A 14,128-nucleotide genomic window follows, 5' to 3' on the forward strand; every position below is an offset into this window, starting at 1 on the left:
GCCCGGCCGCGCGGCGCGCAGCCCCGGACGGACGGATTCGACACGCGTGACGGAGCATCCCCTCCCCCCTGAGGGCCGCCAGTACGGCACGGCCGGTCCTCCCGCTGTCCCCGTGGACCCCCGCGGGGCGCTGCTGCGTGCCCAGACGTCCCCGGAGGCGAGCGCTCCCGGGACGACGTCCGCGATGCCGTCCCAGCCCCGCCCCGGCGGGGCGCGCGGCGGCGCCGACGCGGAGTCCGGCACCGAGCACGCCCAGCCCGGAGCCGACGGTGCGGCCGCCCACCGCGCCCGGCCGGCCCCGGACGAGGGACCGGCGGGGCACGACGGCGTCCGCACAGACGGCCAGGAGACCCACGGCGAGAGTCCCGGTGACACCCGCAGCGACCCGGAGGGCCCCACGGAACACGGTGAGAGCGCGACGCGGCAGAGCGAAGGACCCTCGTCCGCGGAGAGCCCCGGACCGCCCGACGGGGTCGAGCGGCGGGGCGCGGGGGCCGGGGCGGGCGTCCAGCCCGGGGTGACCCACATGCGGCGGGACGGCGACCGGCTGCGCTTCGTGGGCGCCGCCACCCGGCGGATCGCCCGCGGCCTCGACCTGGACGAGATCGTGATGGGGCTGTGCCGGGCGACCGTGCCGACCTTCTCGGACGCGATCCTCGTCTACCTGCGCGATCCGCTGCCCGTCGGTGACGAACGGCCGATGGGCCCGGTGGTGCTGCGGCTGCGGCGCACCGACCGGATCCCCGAGGAGCGGGACACCGAGACGGGCGGCTCGCTGCCTGCGCTCCAGCTCGACCTGGACGCCACCGGGACGACCGAGCTGTGCACGGTGCGGCCCGGCGGGGCGCTCGCCGAGGTGTTGCGCGGGGTGCGGCCGGTGTTCGCGGAGGACGCCCTGGACGCCCTGCCGGAGCTGCTCGGGGAGACCCGTACGGTGCCGGGCGGCCGGCACACGATCCTGGCTCCGTTGCGCGGGCGCCGCCGGGTGATCGGCGCGGCGATCTTCCTGCGCCGTCCGGACCGGGTGTCGTTCGACAGCGAGGACCTGTTGGTGGCGGCACAGCTCGCGACGCACAGTGCGCTGGGCATCGACAAGGCCGTGCTGTACGGGCGCGAGGCGTACATCGCGGACGAGTTGCAGCGCACGATGCTGCCGGAGACCCTGCCCCGGCCGACCGGGGTGCGGTTGGCGTCGCGGTACCTGCCGGCGGCCGAGACGGCGCGGGTCGGTGGTGACTGGTACGACGCGATCCCGCTGCCCGGCAGCCGGGTCGCGCTGGTCGTGGGCGACGTCATGGGCCATTCGATGACCTCGGCCGCGATCATGGGGCAGCTGCGGACCACGGCGCAGACCCTCGCCGGTCTCGACCTGCCGCCGCAGGAGGTGCTGCACCACCTGGACGAGCAGGCGCAGCGGCTCGGGCACGACCGGATGGCGACCTGCCTGTACGCGGTGTACGACCCGGTATCGCACCGGATCACCATCGCCAACGCGGGCCATCCGCCGCCGGTGCTGTTGCACCTGGGCGGCCGGGCGGAGGTGCTGCGGGTGCCGGCGGGCGCGCCGATCGGGGTCGGCGGCGTCGACTTCGAGGCGGTGGAGCTCGACGCTCCGGCCGGGGCGACGCTGTTGCTGTACACGGACGGTCTGGTCGAGTCGCGGCTGCGGGACGTGGTGGCCGGGATCGAGCAGTTGCGGGCCCGGTTGGCGGCCACCGCGCAGCTCACCGGCCCGGACCATCCGCCGCCCTTGGAAGCCCTGTGCGACGAGGTCCTGGACATGCTGGGGCCGGGCGACCGGGACGACGACATCGCCCTGCTCGCGGCCCGCTTCGACGGGATCGCCCCGAGCGACGTGGCGTACTGGTTCCTGGAACCGGACGAGAAGGCCCCGAGCCGGGCCCGGCGCCTGGCCCGGGTGGCCCTGGCCCGGTGGGGTCTGGAGGAACTGTCGGACTCGGTGGAGCTGCTGGTCAGCGAGGTCGTCACCAATGCGGTGCGGTACGCGTCACGGCCGGTGACGTTGCGGCTGCTGCGGACCGACGTGCTGCGCTGCGAGGTGGGTGACGACGTGCCGCAGCTGCCGCGGCTGCGGCAGGCGCGGGCGACCGACGAGGGCGGTCGGGGGCTGTACCTGGTGAACAAGTTGGCGCGGCGCTGGGGCGCCACCCGGCTCAGTACGGGCAAGGTCGTGTGGTTCGAGCTGAACCGGAACCCGGGCCCGCAGGCGTAGGTCCGGTGCGGGGACGGCGCCCCCGCACCGGTACGCACCGGCACGTACCGGCACGTACCGGGCGATCAAATGTTGCCGACCTCCTGTCGGCGGAGTTGACTGGCGTGGTGGACGAAGCGACCACGCCCCGGGGGACATCCCCCGTGTCCCCCGGCTCCCCCTCATGCATGGGAGGACGCTCGTGACCGAGGCAGCGGATTCCGCCCCGTACACGACGAACAACGCCGGCATCCCCGTGGAGAGCGACGAGCACTCGCTGACCGTCGGCTCGAACGGGCCGGTCCTGCTCCAGGACCACTATCTGATCGAGAAGATGGCCCAGTTCAACCGGGAGCGGGTCCCGGAGCGGGTGGTGCACGCCAAGGGCAGCGGCGCGTACGGGTTCTTCGAGGTCACCAATGACGTCAGCCAGTTCACCAAGGCGGACCTCTTCCAGCCGGGTCGGCGCACCGAGATGTTGGCGCGGTTCTCGACGGTCGCCGGTGAGCAGGGCTCCCCCGACACCTGGCGGGACCCGCGCGGCTTCGCGTTGAAGTTCTACACCGAGCACGGCAACTACGACCTGGTCGGCAACAACACCCCGGTGTTCTTCGTACGGGACGCGCAGAAGTTCCAGGACTTCATCCGCTCCCAGAAGCGCCATCCGCGCACCGGTCTGCGCAACAACGACATGCAGTGGGACTTCTGGACGCTGTCCCCGGAGACCGCGCACCAGGTGACCTGGCTGATGGGCGACCGGGGCGTCCCCAAGTCGTACCGCTTCATGAACGGCTACGGCTCGCACACGTACATGTGGGTGAACGGGGGCGGCGAGCGGTTCTGGATCAAGTACCACCTGAAGACCGACCAGGGCATCGACTTCCTCACCCAGGCGGACGCCGACGCGTTGGCGGGCACCGACGCGGACCTGCACCGCCGGGACCTGTACGAGTCGATCGAGGCGGGCGATCCGCCGTCCTGGACGATGTACGTGCAGATCATGCCGTTCGCGGACGCGCCGGACTACCGTTTCAACCCGTTCGACCTGACGAAGGTGTGGCCGCACGGCGACTACCCGCTCGTCGAGGTGGGCCGGATGACCTTGAACCGGAATCCGGAGGACTACTTCGTCCACATCGAGCAGGCCGCCTTCGAACCGTCGAACCTGGTGCCGGGGATCGGCCCGTCGCCGGACAAGATGCTGCTGGGCCGGCTGTTCTCGTACCCGGACACCCACCGGTACCGGATCGGCCCGAACTACGCGCAGCTCCCGCCGAACCGGCCGCACTCGGTGGTCGGCTCGTACGCGAAGGACGGGCCGATGCGGTACGACCCCGCGAACGTGGCGGCCCCGTACGCGCCCAACTCGTACGGCGGTCCGGCGGCGGACACCGCACGGTTCGGGGAGATCGCCGGTTGGGAGTCGGCCGGCGAGATGGTCCGCGAGGCGTACGCACTGCACCGGGAGGACGACGACTGGGGTCAGGCCGGGACCCTGGTGCGGCAGGTCCTCGACGACGCGGCGCGGGACCGGCTGGTCTCCAACGTCAGCGGGCACCTGTCGGCCGGGGTGAGCCGTCCGGTCCTCGACCGGGCGGTCCAGTACTGGCGCAACATCGACAAGGCGCTCGGGGACCGGATCGCCGCGAACGTCAACGGCGGCTGACCGCCGCAGCCACGGTCCGGGCGCCGTACCCCCGCGGGGTGCGGCGCCCGCACCCCGCGGGGGTACGGCGGATCAGCCCTCGTCGGGCGCGCCGAGCGCGGGGGGTTGTTCCGCGGACTGGCTGGCGGAGGCGCTGGGGCTGGTCGAGGTGGTCGGGTCCGGGGTCTCCTCGCCCTCGCCCGGGTCGGGGCTCTGGCTGGTGGTCGGCGGCGGGGTGTTGGTCTCCGGGTCGGTCGGGGGCGTGGACGCCTCGGTGCTGGGGCTCGCCGGCTCCTCGGTCTCGCGGTCCGGCTCCGGGGACGTGGAGGCGGACGAGGCGGGGGCGGACGGCGGCTCGGAGGACGGGGAGTCGCTGGGCTCGGCGGGCGGGGACACGGCCGCGCCCTGGTCCGTTTCGAGGTCGAACTCGCTGGGCGCGCCCATCGCGTCGAAGGTGTACGCGGCCCAGATCCTGGCGGGGAAGCCACCGCCGCTGACCCTGCCCCCGCCCGCCGCGCCCTTGAGGCTGGTCTGCGAGCCGCGGGCGACCTTCTTGCCGTCCTCGCCCTTGCGGTCCTTGGCCGCCTCGCCGAACAGGCCGACGGAGGTGACCAGGTCGGGGGTGTAGCCGGAGAACCAGGCGGAGCGGTTCTCGTCGGAGGTGCCGGTCTTGCCGGCCACGTCCTGCCGGGGGTCGCGGACGGCGCGGCCGGTGCCGTCGTCGACCACTCCGGTGAGCACCGAGGTCACGGCGTCGGCGGTGGAGCGTTCGACGACCTGGCCGCCGACCGGATCGGGGAGGTCGACCGCGCGGTCCTTGTGGCTGGCGGACTTGAGGACGGCGGGCTTCACCTTCTTGCCGTGGTTGTCCAGGGTCGCGTACACCCCGGCCATCTCCAGGGGGCTGGCGCCCATGCTCCCGAGGGTCTGTGCGGGCACCGCCTCCAGGCCCTTGACGTCCATGCCGAGCAGGCCGGCGGTGCGCATCACGTCGTCCATGCCGACGTCGACGCCCATCTGCGCGAAGACGGAGTTCACCGACTTGTTCATGGCCTTCTGGACGGTGACGTCGCCGTAGTCGACGTCGTCCTCGTTGGGCGGGGCGAACGCGACGTCGCTGCCCACGACGGGGCGTCTGCTGTCGCCGTCGTAGACGGTCTTGGCGGAGATCTCCTCGCCGTCCTGGGTCTCGGCGTCCTTCTCCAGCGCGGCGGCGTAGATCAGCGGCTTGAAGGTGGAGGCGGGCTGGTAGTCGCGGCGGGTCGCGTTGTTGGTGAAGTGTTTGACGTAGTCGACCCCGCCGTACATGGCGAGGACGGCCCCGCTCTTCGGGTCGACGGAGACGGCGCCCGCCTGGACGTCGCCGTCGACGGTGCGTTCCTTCGGGTCGAGCTTGCTGGTGAGTTCGTCCTTGACGGCCTTCTCCAGCAGGGCCTGCTTCTTCTTGTCGATGTTCAGGGTGAACGTCCAGCCGCCGGCCTGGACCAGGGTCTCGGCCTGCGACTGGGTCATGCCCTCACGGACGAACTGCTGCTCCAGCTCGCGCTTGGCGGCCTCCACCAGGTAGCCGGCCTGGCCGCTCATCCCGGGCGCGGGGCGCGGCTCCTTCGGCACCGGGAACTTCAGGGCCCGGCGGTCGGCCTGCTCCAGCCAGCCCTTCTCGACCATGTTGTCGAGGGCCTTGTTCCAGCGCTCGGTGACCAGTCGCTTGCCCCGGTCGGAGGCGGCGGCCCAGTCGTACTGGCTGGGGGCCTGGAGGAGGGCGGCGAGGTAGGCGCCCTGCGCGACGTCGAGGTCCTCGGCGTCCACCCGGTAGTACGCCTGCGCGGCTGCCTGGATGCCGTAGGCGCTGCGGCCGTAGTAGCTGGTGTTGATGTATCCCGCGAGGATGTCCTCCTTGGACTTCTCGCGGTCGACCTTCAACGAGATGACCAGTTCCTTCAGCTTGCGGCTGACGGTCTGGTCCTGGGTGAGGTAGTAGTTCTTGACGTACTGCTGGGTGATCGTCGAACCGCCCTGCTTGCCCTTGCCGGCCAGGGTGTTGAGCACCCCGCGGGTGGTGCCCTTGAGGTCGACGCCCTTGTCCGAGTAGAAGGACTTGTTCTCGATCGCGACGAAGGTGCGCTGGACGTCCTCCGGCACCTTGGCGAGGTCGACTATCTCCCGGTTGACCTCGCCGGTGCGGGCCAGGATCGTGCCGTCGCGGTACTTGTAGACGTTGCTCTGCTGCTGGGCGTGGGCGTTGCCCGCGGGCACGTCGACCACCATGTACAGGATGACGAAGCCGAGCATGCCGAGCAGGACGACGCCGAAGAAGGTGCCGAGCAGCTTCCGCCAGGTGAGGAACCTGCGTATGCCGGTGCGACCCCCGTTGGTCGAACGTCCGCCCCGCGTACGCCGGCCGGCGCGCTGCCGGGCCCGTCGTTCCTCCGCTCGCCCCATGGGTCCGCTCGCTCCGATTCGTCTCGTCTGTCTCGTACGTGCTGCTCGTCTTGTTTGCTGCGCCGTGCACCGTTCACGTACCCGCGGTCAGCTCTGCAAGCTAACACCGCACCTCGGGACAGACTCCGGCAGATCAGTCGATTTGCTGACGTGACAATGAGCACCCATCCCTCAGGAACCGACCGCCGAGGGGTGCGGAAGGTTGCCGTTCGGGTTAAAGTGATATCACTTTGCTAGAACGGTGCCGGGCGGGCGGGACGTCCAGCCTCGGCCCATCGAGGAAACGGGGGGCACCCATGCCCAAGGAGCACCACGGACCGGGTACGACGCATCAGGTCACCGACGGCCCCGCCGCGCGTCGGAGCACGGAGCCGGGCGAACTGCCCGAGATGCCGGCACCGCGGGTCACCGAGTTCCCGGCCCACAGCATCGGCGGCGGACGCGCGCTGCTGTTCGGGCTCGCCGGGGTCCTGGTGGGCGCCGGCCTGATCGTCCTCGGGGCGGTCAGCGGGAACGGCGCCGCGCTGGCGACCCTGCTGGTCTGCGGCATCACCCTGGCGACGGTCTCGGGGATCGCGATGAGCGGGCTCAACATGGTCGCGCCCGGCGAGGCCCGGGTCGTCCAGCTCTTCGGTCGCTACCGGGGCACGATCCGCACCGACGGACTGCGCTGGGTCAACCCGCTGACCACCCGACAGAAGATCTCCACCCGGGTGCGCAACCACGAGACCGCCGTACTCAAGGTCAACGACGCCTACGGCAACCCGATCGAACTGGCGGCCGTCGTGGTGTGGCGGGTCGAGGACACCGCACAGGCCACCTTCGAGGTCGACGACTTCCTGGAGTTCGTCGCCACCCAGACCGAGGCGGCCGTGCGGCACATCGCCATCGAGTACCCGTACGACGCGCACGACGAGAACGGGCTCTCACTGCGGGGCAACGCCGAGGAGATCACCGAGAAGCTGGGCGTCGAACTGTACGCACGGGTCGAGGCCGCCGGGGTGCAGATCATCGAGTCGCGGTTCACCCACCTCGCCTACGCCCCGGAGATCGCCTCGGCGATGCTCCAGCGCCAGCAGGCCGGCGCGGTCGTCGCCGCCCGCCGGCTGATCGTCGACGGGGCGGTGGGCATGGTCGAGGCCGCGATCGAGCGGATCACCGAACGGGACCTGGTGGAGTTGGACCAGGAGCGCAAGGCCGTGATGGTCTCCAACCTGCTGGTGGTGCTCTGCGGCGAGCGGGCCGCCCAGCCGGTGCTCAACACGGGTTCGCTCTACCAGTGACCCCCGACGACCGGGACCCCGCCGAGGACGACGCCCCACGGGGCCCCTCCTCGGGGGACGGCCCGCCCGGAGCCCGGGGAGCAGCCGACGGCTCCTCCCCGGAGCAGGCGCCCGCCCCGCGCCGGAAGGCCGCCGCCCCGCGCAAGCAGGTCCTGCTGCGCCTCGACCCCCTGGTCCACGAGGCGCTCGCCCGGTGGGCCGGCGAGGAGCTGCGCAGCGCCAACGCGCAGATCGAGTTCCTGCTGCGCAAGGCGCTGAAGGAGGCCGGCAGGCTCCCCGGGGCCGCGGGTCCGATCGCTCGACGAGGGCGACCACCCGGCCCCTCGGACGCCCCCGGCGACTAGCACCACAGAATTGTGACAATCGGCTCTGACCTGGGAGGACACCCCCTCGAAGCGTGAGGACACCCGAGCTATACACACCGCGTATACATGGCATGTATACGCGGTGTGTACAGTTCTCGGCATGTCCATCGGTCACACATTGCTGGGACTCCTGGAGTCCGGCCCCCGCCACGGGTACGACCTCAAGCGGGCCTTCGACGAGAAGTTCGGGCAGGACCGCCCGCTCCACTACGGCCAGGTCTACTCGACCATGTCCCGCCTCCTGAAGAACGGCCTCGTCGAAGTCGACGGGATAGAGGCGGGGGAGGGTCCCGAGCGCAAGCGGTACGCGATCACCGAGGCGGGCGTCACCGACGTCCAGCGCTGGCTCGCCAGCCCCGAGAAGCCGGAGCCGTACCTCCAGTCGACCCTGTACACCAAGGTCGTCCTCGCGCTGTTGACCCGCCGCGACGCCGGCGACGTCCTCGACACCCAGCGTGCGGAACACCTGCGGATGATGCGCATCCTCACCGACCGCAAGCGTCGGGGGGACCTCGCGGACCAGCTCATCTGCGACCACGCCCTGTTCCACCTCGAAGCCGATCTGCGCTGGCTGGAACTGACCGCCGCGCGCCTCGACAAGCTCGCCCAGGAGGTGCGCCCATGACCCCCGCCGGTTCCCTGCTGACCGCGACGGACCTGCGGAAGACGTACGGTCCGACCCCCGCGCTCGACGGCGCCCACTTCTCGATCCACCCCGGTGAGGTGGTGGCCGTGATGGGCCCCTCCGGATCGGGCAAGTCGACGCTGCTGCACTGCCTGGCCGGGATCGTCACCCCGGACTCGGGCTCCATCCAGTACCAGGGCCGCGAGCTGAGCTCCATGTCCGACGCCCAGCGCAGCGCCCTGCGCCGCTCCGAGTTCGGCTTCGTGTTCCAGTTCGGTCAGCTCGTGCCCGAGCTGACCTGCGTGGAGAACGTGGCGCTGCCGCTGCGGCTGAGCGGGGTCGCCCGCAAGCCGGCCGAGGCCGCCGCGATCGACTGGATGCGCCGCCTCGAAGTGGACGACCTCACGGGCAAGCGGCCCGGCGAGGTCTCCGGCGGTCAGGGCCAGCGGGTCGCCGTGGCCCGCTCGCTCGTCACCGGACCGCGGGTGCTGTTCGCGGACGAGCCGACCGGCGCCCTCGACTCCCTCAACGGCGAGCGGGTGATGGAACTGCTGACGGACGCGGCCCGGTCCACCAACGCGGCCGTCGTCCTGGTCACCCACGAGGCACGCGTCGCCGCCTACTCCGACCGTGAGGTCGTCGTGCGCGACGGCAAGTCGCGCGACATGGAGCGGGCCATATGACGGCCACCGACACCCGGCCCGCACGCCCCCGGGCCGCCGGCGGCCCGCCGCGGCCCGCCGCGGGCGGCACGAGCGTGCTGCGCGACCTGGCGATGGGCGTGCGCTTCGCCGTCACCGGCGGACGCGAGTCCTGGGTGCGCACCATCCTCACCGCCGTCGGCGTCGGCCTCGGCGTCAGCCTGTTGCTGCTGGCCAGCTCGGTGCCGGACGCCATGGCCAAGCGCGACGCCCGCTCCACCGCCCGCTCGGACTTCGCGACCTCGGACGCAACCCGGCCCCAGGACAACACGCTCCTGCTGGCGATGGCCAACACCGACTTCCGCGAGGGTGACGTCCGCGGTCGGCTCCTCCAGCCGGAGGGCCCGAACGCACCGCTGCCGCCGGGGCTGAGCGCCTTCCCCGCGCCCGGCGAGATGGCCGTCTCCCCCGCGCTGCGCGAACTGCTGGAGTCCCCCGAAGGCAAGCTGCTGCGCGAGCGCATCCCGTACGAGATCACCGCCACCGTGGGCCGGTCCGGCCTGATGGGCCCGCACGAACTCGCCTACTACGCCGGCTCCAAGGACCTCGACAACGCCGAGGCCAGCCACCTGGCGGTGCGGCTCGACTCGTTCGGCACGCCACCCGCTCCGGAACCGCTCGACCCGGTCCTGATGCTGCTGGTCCTGATCATCCTCGTGGTGCTGCTGATGCCCGTGGCGGTGTTCGTCGCCGCCGCAGTCCGCTTCGGCGGCGAGCGCCGGGACCGCAGGCTCGCGGCGCTGCGGCTGGTCGGGGCCGACTCCCGGATGATCCGCAGGATCGCCGCCGGCGAGGCCGTCGCGGGCGCCCTGTTGGGGCTCGTCGTCGGCGCCGGACTGTTCCTCGCCGGACGTCAGCTCGCCGCCCGGATGTCCGTGCAGGACATGTCCGTCTTCCCCGAAGACCTCACGCCCACACCGCTGCTGGCCGCACTGGTCGTCGTCGCCGTGCCGCTCGCCGCCATCGGGGTGACCCTGCTGGCGCTGCGCGGAGTGGTCATCGAGCCGCTGGGCGTGATGCGCGCCGCGCTCCCCCGCCCGCGACGGCTGCTCTGGCGACTGCTGCTGCCCCTGGTCGGCCTGCTGATCCTGGTCCCCCAGATCTGGACGGGCAGCGGCGACTACTTCAACACCTACATGGTGGTCTTCGGCACGGTCCTGCTGCTCTTCGGCGTCACGGCCCTGCTGCCCTGGGTGGTCGAGGCCGTGGTGGCCCGCATCGCCCGGGGACCGGTGGCCTGGCAGCTCGCCACCCGCAGGCTCCAGCTGAGCAGCGGAACGGCGGCCCGGATGGTCAACGGCATCGCCGTGGCCGTCGCCGGCGCCATCGCGCTCCAGATGCTGTTCGCCGGGGTCGACGAGGACTACGCGCAGGACAGCGGCCACAACCTCCAGCGCGCCCAGATGGAGCTGACCTTCCCCAGCACGGTGTCCTTCGACCGGGCGCAGCAGGCCGTGGAGTCCACCACCGGGGTCCGGAGCACCGTGGGGATCAGCACCGCCTGGGCCTCGCACCGGCCGATCAACCGCGACGACACCTTGTTGGAGGTGGCCGTCGGTGACTGTGCGGCGCTGCGCGAGGTGGCGAAGCTCCCCTCGTGCCGCGACGGCGACGCCTTCCGCATCCACTCCGAGACGGAGCGGGGCAAGGACACCCTGGCCCGCGCCAAGCCGGGCTCCACGGTGTTCGTCGACCCGCCCACCGGGGTCAAGGCCGCCGACGCGAAGTGGCGCCTGCCCGCGGAGCTGAAGAAGGCCGAACCGGCCCTCGACCCCCTCGGTTACGAGCGGGACGGCATCCTCGCGACACCCGGCGCGTTCCCCGACGGCCTCGCGCCGGTGCTGCACAGCCGGTTGTTCGTCCAGATCGACAAGGGCACACCGGACGCGATGGAGCACGTCCGCACGACGGCGGCCGGGCTGAGCCCGTTCGCCAGCGCCATGACCTACTACCTCGTCGAGGAATCCAACCAGTTCAAGAGCATCCGGACGGGCCTGTTCGTCGGGGCGACCTGTGTGTTGCTGCTGATCGGGGCGAGCCTGCTGGTCTCGCAGATCGAACAGCTGCGGGAGCGCAAGAAGCTGCTGGCCGTCCTGGTCGCCTTCGGCACCCGGCGCCGGACCCTGGCCTGGTCGGTGCTGTGGCAGACGGCGGTCCCGGTGGCGCTGGGACTGGTCCTGGCGGTGTTCTTCGGACTGGTGCTGGGCATGGTGCTGCTGCTCATGGTCCAGCAACCGCTCTCCATCGCCTGGTCGAGCATCGGTGCGATGACCGGGGTCTCGGCGGGGGTCGTCCTGCTGGTGACCGCACTGTCCATGCCGGCGCTGATCAAGCTGATGCGCCCGGAGGGCCTGCGCACCGAGTAGCCGGCACGGCCCCGTGCACGACAGGGGGTGCCCCGACCGTTTCGACGCCGAACGGTCGGGGCACCCCCTGTCGTGCGTGCTACGCGGGTGCGTCCAGCAGGCGCACGGGCAGGGCGGTGAGGCTGCTGCGCAGGGCGGCGGCCAGCGCCGCGTACTCCGCGGAGCGGGCGGCCCCGGCGCGCATGGCGAGGGCGACCCGACGGCTGGGGGCGGGCGCGGCGAAACGTCCGGTGACGAGCCGTCCGTCCCGTGCGGTCTCCACGTCCACCGCGGTCCTCGGCAGCAGGGTCACGCCGAGTCCCCCGGCGACCAACTGGACCAGGGTGGGCAGTCCGGCCGCGGTCATCGAGACGGGGCCCTCCTCGCGTCCGGCGTCCCGGCAGACGTCGAGCGCCTGGTCCCGCAGGCAGTGGCCCTCGTCCAGGAGCAGCAGGTCCAGTTCGCGCAGCACGTCGCGGGAGATGCCCTCGCGTCCGCCCAGGGCGTGGCCGCGCGGGGCGACGAGCACGAAGTCCTCGTCGAAGAGGGGCAGCTCGGTGACCCCGGGCACGCCGAGCGGCACGGCGATCAACAGCAGGTCCAGTCGGCCGGCGGCGAGTCCGTCCAGCAGCGACGCGGTCTGTTCCTCGTGCACCTGGAGGTCCAGCTCCGGGTAGGCGTCGTGGGTGAGGCGGAGCACCGCCGGCAGGAGGTAGGGCGCCACGGTGGGGATGACGCCGAGCCGCAGCGTTCCGGTGAACGGGGCGCGGACGGCCGCGGCCTCCTCCAGCAGTTCGCCGACCGCGTCCAGCACGTCCTTGGCCCGGACGGCGAGCCGTTCCCCGGCGGGCGACAGCAGCACCTTGCGGGTGGTCCGCTCCAGCAGCCGCACCCCCAGGGCCTCCTCCAGTGCGGACACCGCTCCGGACAGTGCGGGCTGGCTCATGCCGATCGCCGCCGCGGCGTCCCGGAAGTGGAGGTGCTCGGCGACCGCCGCGAACGCCCGGAGCTGGGCGATGCTCGGCTGCTTGGCCCGGCCCGCCACGCCGGTGCCCCGACCGGTCCCCGTCTTCGCCGCCACTGGTACGTTCCTTCCGATCTGCCATCATGCGATCCGAACCGGTCCCGCTCGGTCCGCCCCGATCCGATCCGGGCTAGGCGCGAACACTTCCGGACCCTGCCCGGACCTGGCCGTTCCCCCAGATGTACCACCCGGCCGCATTGATCGGCCAACCGGATCACACTGACCGCACTGATCGATTTCACCGGCGGTCGCGCTGTGTGACAGGGTGGATTTGTCCAACCCCTCACGCACCATGGAGTAGCACTGTGCTCACTGTCGGCGACCAGTTTCCCACGTACGACCTGACCGCCTGCGTCTCCCTGGAGACCGGCAAGGAGTTCGCCCAGGTCGACCACAAGACCTACGAGGGCAAGTGGCGCGTGGTGTTCTTCTGGCCGAAGGACTTCACGTTCGTCTGCCCGACCGAGATCGCCGCGTTCGGCAAGCTGAACGACGAGTTCGCCGACCGTGACGCGCAGGTCCTGGGCGCCTCCGGTGACTCCGAGTTCGTGCACCACGCCTGGCGCAAGGACCACGCCGACCTGCGCGACCTGCCCTTCCCGATGCTCGCCGACTCCAAGCACGAGCTGATGCGGGACTGCGGCGTCGAGGGCGAGGACGGCTTCGCGCAGCGCGCCGTGTTCATCGTCGACCCGAACAACGAGATCCAGTTCACCATGGTGACCGCGGGTTCCGTCGGCCGTAACCCCAAGGAGGTCCTGCGGGTCCTCGACGCGCTCCAGACGGACGAGCTGTGCCCGTGCAACTGGAGCAAGGGCGAGACCACCCTGGACCCCGTCGCGCTGCTGGCCGGTGAGTGACCGTGGCCCTCGATGAGCTGAAGTCCGCGATACCGGACTACGCCAAGGACCTGCGACTGAACCTCGGTTCGGTGATCGGCAACAGCGACCTCCCGCAGCAGCAGCTGTGGGGCACGGTCCTGGCCTGCGCGATCGCCTCCCGCTCGCCGATCGTGCTGCGCGAGCTGGAGCCGGTGGCGAAGGAGAGCCTCTCCCCCGAGGCGTACACCGCCGCCAAGTCCGCCGCCGCGATCATGGCGATGAACAACGTCTTCTACCGCACCCGGCACCTGCTGTCGGACCCGGAGTACGGCACGCTGCGCGCCGGTCTGCGGATGAACGTCATCGGCAACCCCGGTGTCGAGAAGACCGACTTCGAGCTGTGGTCCCTCGCGGTCTCCGCGATCAACGGCTGCGGCCAGTGCCTCGACTCGCACGAGCAGGTGCTGCGCGGGGCCGGCGTCGAGCGCGGGGTGATCCAGGAGGCGTTCAAGATCGCCTCGGTGATCCAGGCCGTGGGCGTCACGCTGGACTCGGAGGCCGTGCTCGCCGGCTGAGCGAGCACGTTGCTCCCCGCACCACGGGGAAGGGGCCCGTACCTGCCGTACGGGCCCCTTCCGCGTACCCGGGCACCCGAACCGGTCCGG

11 protein-coding genes are annotated in these 14,128 nt (G+C 71.7%); 9 read left to right on the top strand and 2 right to left on the bottom strand.

The annotated features are described in order from the left end of the window. Nucleotides 1-46: 46 nt before the first annotated feature. A complete protein-coding gene (locus ACFYOU_RS01380; RefSeq protein WP_391302588.1) occupies nt 47-2,233 on the top strand; it encodes a SpoIIE family protein phosphatase in 2,187 nt (728 codons plus the stop codon). A 163-nt stretch (nt 2,234-2,396) separates the two neighbouring features. Continuing rightward, entirely contained in the window at nt 2,397-3,878 is a 1,482-nt protein-coding gene (locus ACFYOU_RS01385) for a catalase (protein ID WP_391302590.1), read from the top strand. A gap of 72 nt (nt 3,879-3,950) precedes the next feature. Here the strand turns inward: ACFYOU_RS01385 and ACFYOU_RS01390 are convergent, their stop codons facing one another. After that, nucleotides 3,951-6,299 carry a transglycosylase domain-containing protein gene (locus ACFYOU_RS01390; RefSeq protein ID WP_391302592.1) on the bottom strand — a complete coding sequence of 783 codons (2,349 nt, stop codon included), beginning with the start codon at nt 6,297-6,299 and terminating at the stop codon, nt 3,951-3,953. A gap of 296 nt (nt 6,300-6,595) precedes the next feature. Here ACFYOU_RS01390 and ACFYOU_RS01395 point away from each other — a divergent pair, with 296 nt between their 5' ends. The 5 genes from ACFYOU_RS01395 (at nt 6,596) to ACFYOU_RS01415 (ending at nt 11,639) form a co-directional block, all read left to right on the top strand. After that, nucleotides 6,596-7,582 (top strand): SPFH domain-containing protein, encoded by a 987-nt coding sequence (locus ACFYOU_RS01395; RefSeq protein WP_391302594.1) that lies wholly within the window; start codon nt 6,596-6,598, stop codon nt 7,580-7,582. Next, on the top strand, nt 7,579-7,926 hold the full coding sequence (locus ACFYOU_RS01400) for a hypothetical protein (protein WP_391302596.1): 348 nt from the start codon (nt 7,579-7,581) through the stop codon (nt 7,924-7,926). Before ACFYOU_RS01395 ends, ACFYOU_RS01400 begins: the two co-directional genes overlap by 4 nt. A gap of 121 nt (nt 7,927-8,047) precedes the next feature. Further along, nucleotides 8,048-8,572 carry a PadR family transcriptional regulator gene (locus tag ACFYOU_RS01405; protein WP_387009930.1) on the top strand — a complete coding sequence of 175 codons (525 nt, stop codon included), beginning with the start codon at nt 8,048-8,050 and terminating at the stop codon, nt 8,570-8,572. Further along, complete coding sequence (locus ACFYOU_RS01410) at nt 8,569-9,255, top strand: ABC transporter ATP-binding protein (RefSeq protein WP_389765012.1); 687 nt, start codon at nt 8,569-8,571, stop codon at nt 9,253-9,255. Before ACFYOU_RS01405 ends, ACFYOU_RS01410 begins: the two co-directional genes overlap by 4 nt. Continuing rightward, nucleotides 9,252-11,639, top strand: coding sequence for an FtsX-like permease family protein (locus ACFYOU_RS01415; RefSeq protein ID WP_391302599.1), 2,388 nt, complete (start codon nt 9,252-9,254; stop codon nt 11,637-11,639). The genes ACFYOU_RS01410 and ACFYOU_RS01415 overlap by 4 nt, the downstream gene beginning before the upstream one ends. A 79-nt stretch (nt 11,640-11,718) precedes the next feature. On the opposite strand, the gene ACFYOU_RS01420 is transcribed toward ACFYOU_RS01415, so the two are convergent. Continuing rightward, on the bottom strand, nt 11,719-12,699 hold the full coding sequence (locus ACFYOU_RS01420; protein ID WP_389765009.1) for a hydrogen peroxide-inducible genes activator: 981 nt from the start codon (nt 12,697-12,699) through the stop codon (nt 11,719-11,721). A 248-nt stretch (nt 12,700-12,947) separates the two neighbouring features. Between ACFYOU_RS01420 and ACFYOU_RS01425 the strand changes: the two genes are divergently transcribed. Next, nucleotides 12,948-13,502: a peroxiredoxin gene (locus ACFYOU_RS01425; protein ID WP_389765007.1), complete on the top strand. Its 555-nt coding sequence runs from the start codon at nt 12,948-12,950 to the stop codon at nt 13,500-13,502. Between the two features lie 2 nt (nt 13,503-13,504). Further along, entirely contained in the window at nt 13,505-14,038 is a 534-nt protein-coding gene (locus tag ACFYOU_RS01430) for a carboxymuconolactone decarboxylase family protein (protein WP_391302602.1), read from the top strand. Nucleotides 14,039-14,128: the final 90 nt, after the last annotated feature.

It is taken from the genome of Streptomyces sp. NPDC005955 (assembly GCF_042871255.1).
Taxonomy (GTDB): Bacteria; Actinomycetota; Actinomycetes; order Streptomycetales; family Streptomycetaceae; genus Streptomyces.

Excerpts from the sequence above, each read along its gene's own strand:
- ACFYOU_RS01385 (WP_391302590.1), top strand. The coding sequence starts at position 2,397 with ATGCATGGGAGGACGCTCGTGACCGAGGCAGCGGATTCCGCCCCGTAC.
- ACFYOU_RS01390 (WP_391302592.1), bottom strand. The coding sequence starts at position 6,299 with ATGGGGCGAGCGGAGGAACGACGGGCCCGGCAGCGCGCCGGCCGGCGT.
- ACFYOU_RS01395 (WP_391302594.1), top strand. The coding sequence starts at position 6,596 with ATGCCCAAGGAGCACCACGGACCGGGTACGACGCATCAGGTCACCGAC.
- ACFYOU_RS01405 (WP_387009930.1), top strand. The coding sequence starts at position 8,048 with ATGTCCATCGGTCACACATTGCTGGGACTCCTGGAGTCCGGCCCCCGC.
- ACFYOU_RS01410 (WP_389765012.1), top strand. The coding sequence starts at position 8,569 with ATGACCCCCGCCGGTTCCCTGCTGACCGCGACGGACCTGCGGAAGACG.
- ACFYOU_RS01415 (WP_391302599.1), top strand. The coding sequence starts at position 9,252 with ATGACGGCCACCGACACCCGGCCCGCACGCCCCCGGGCCGCCGGCGGC.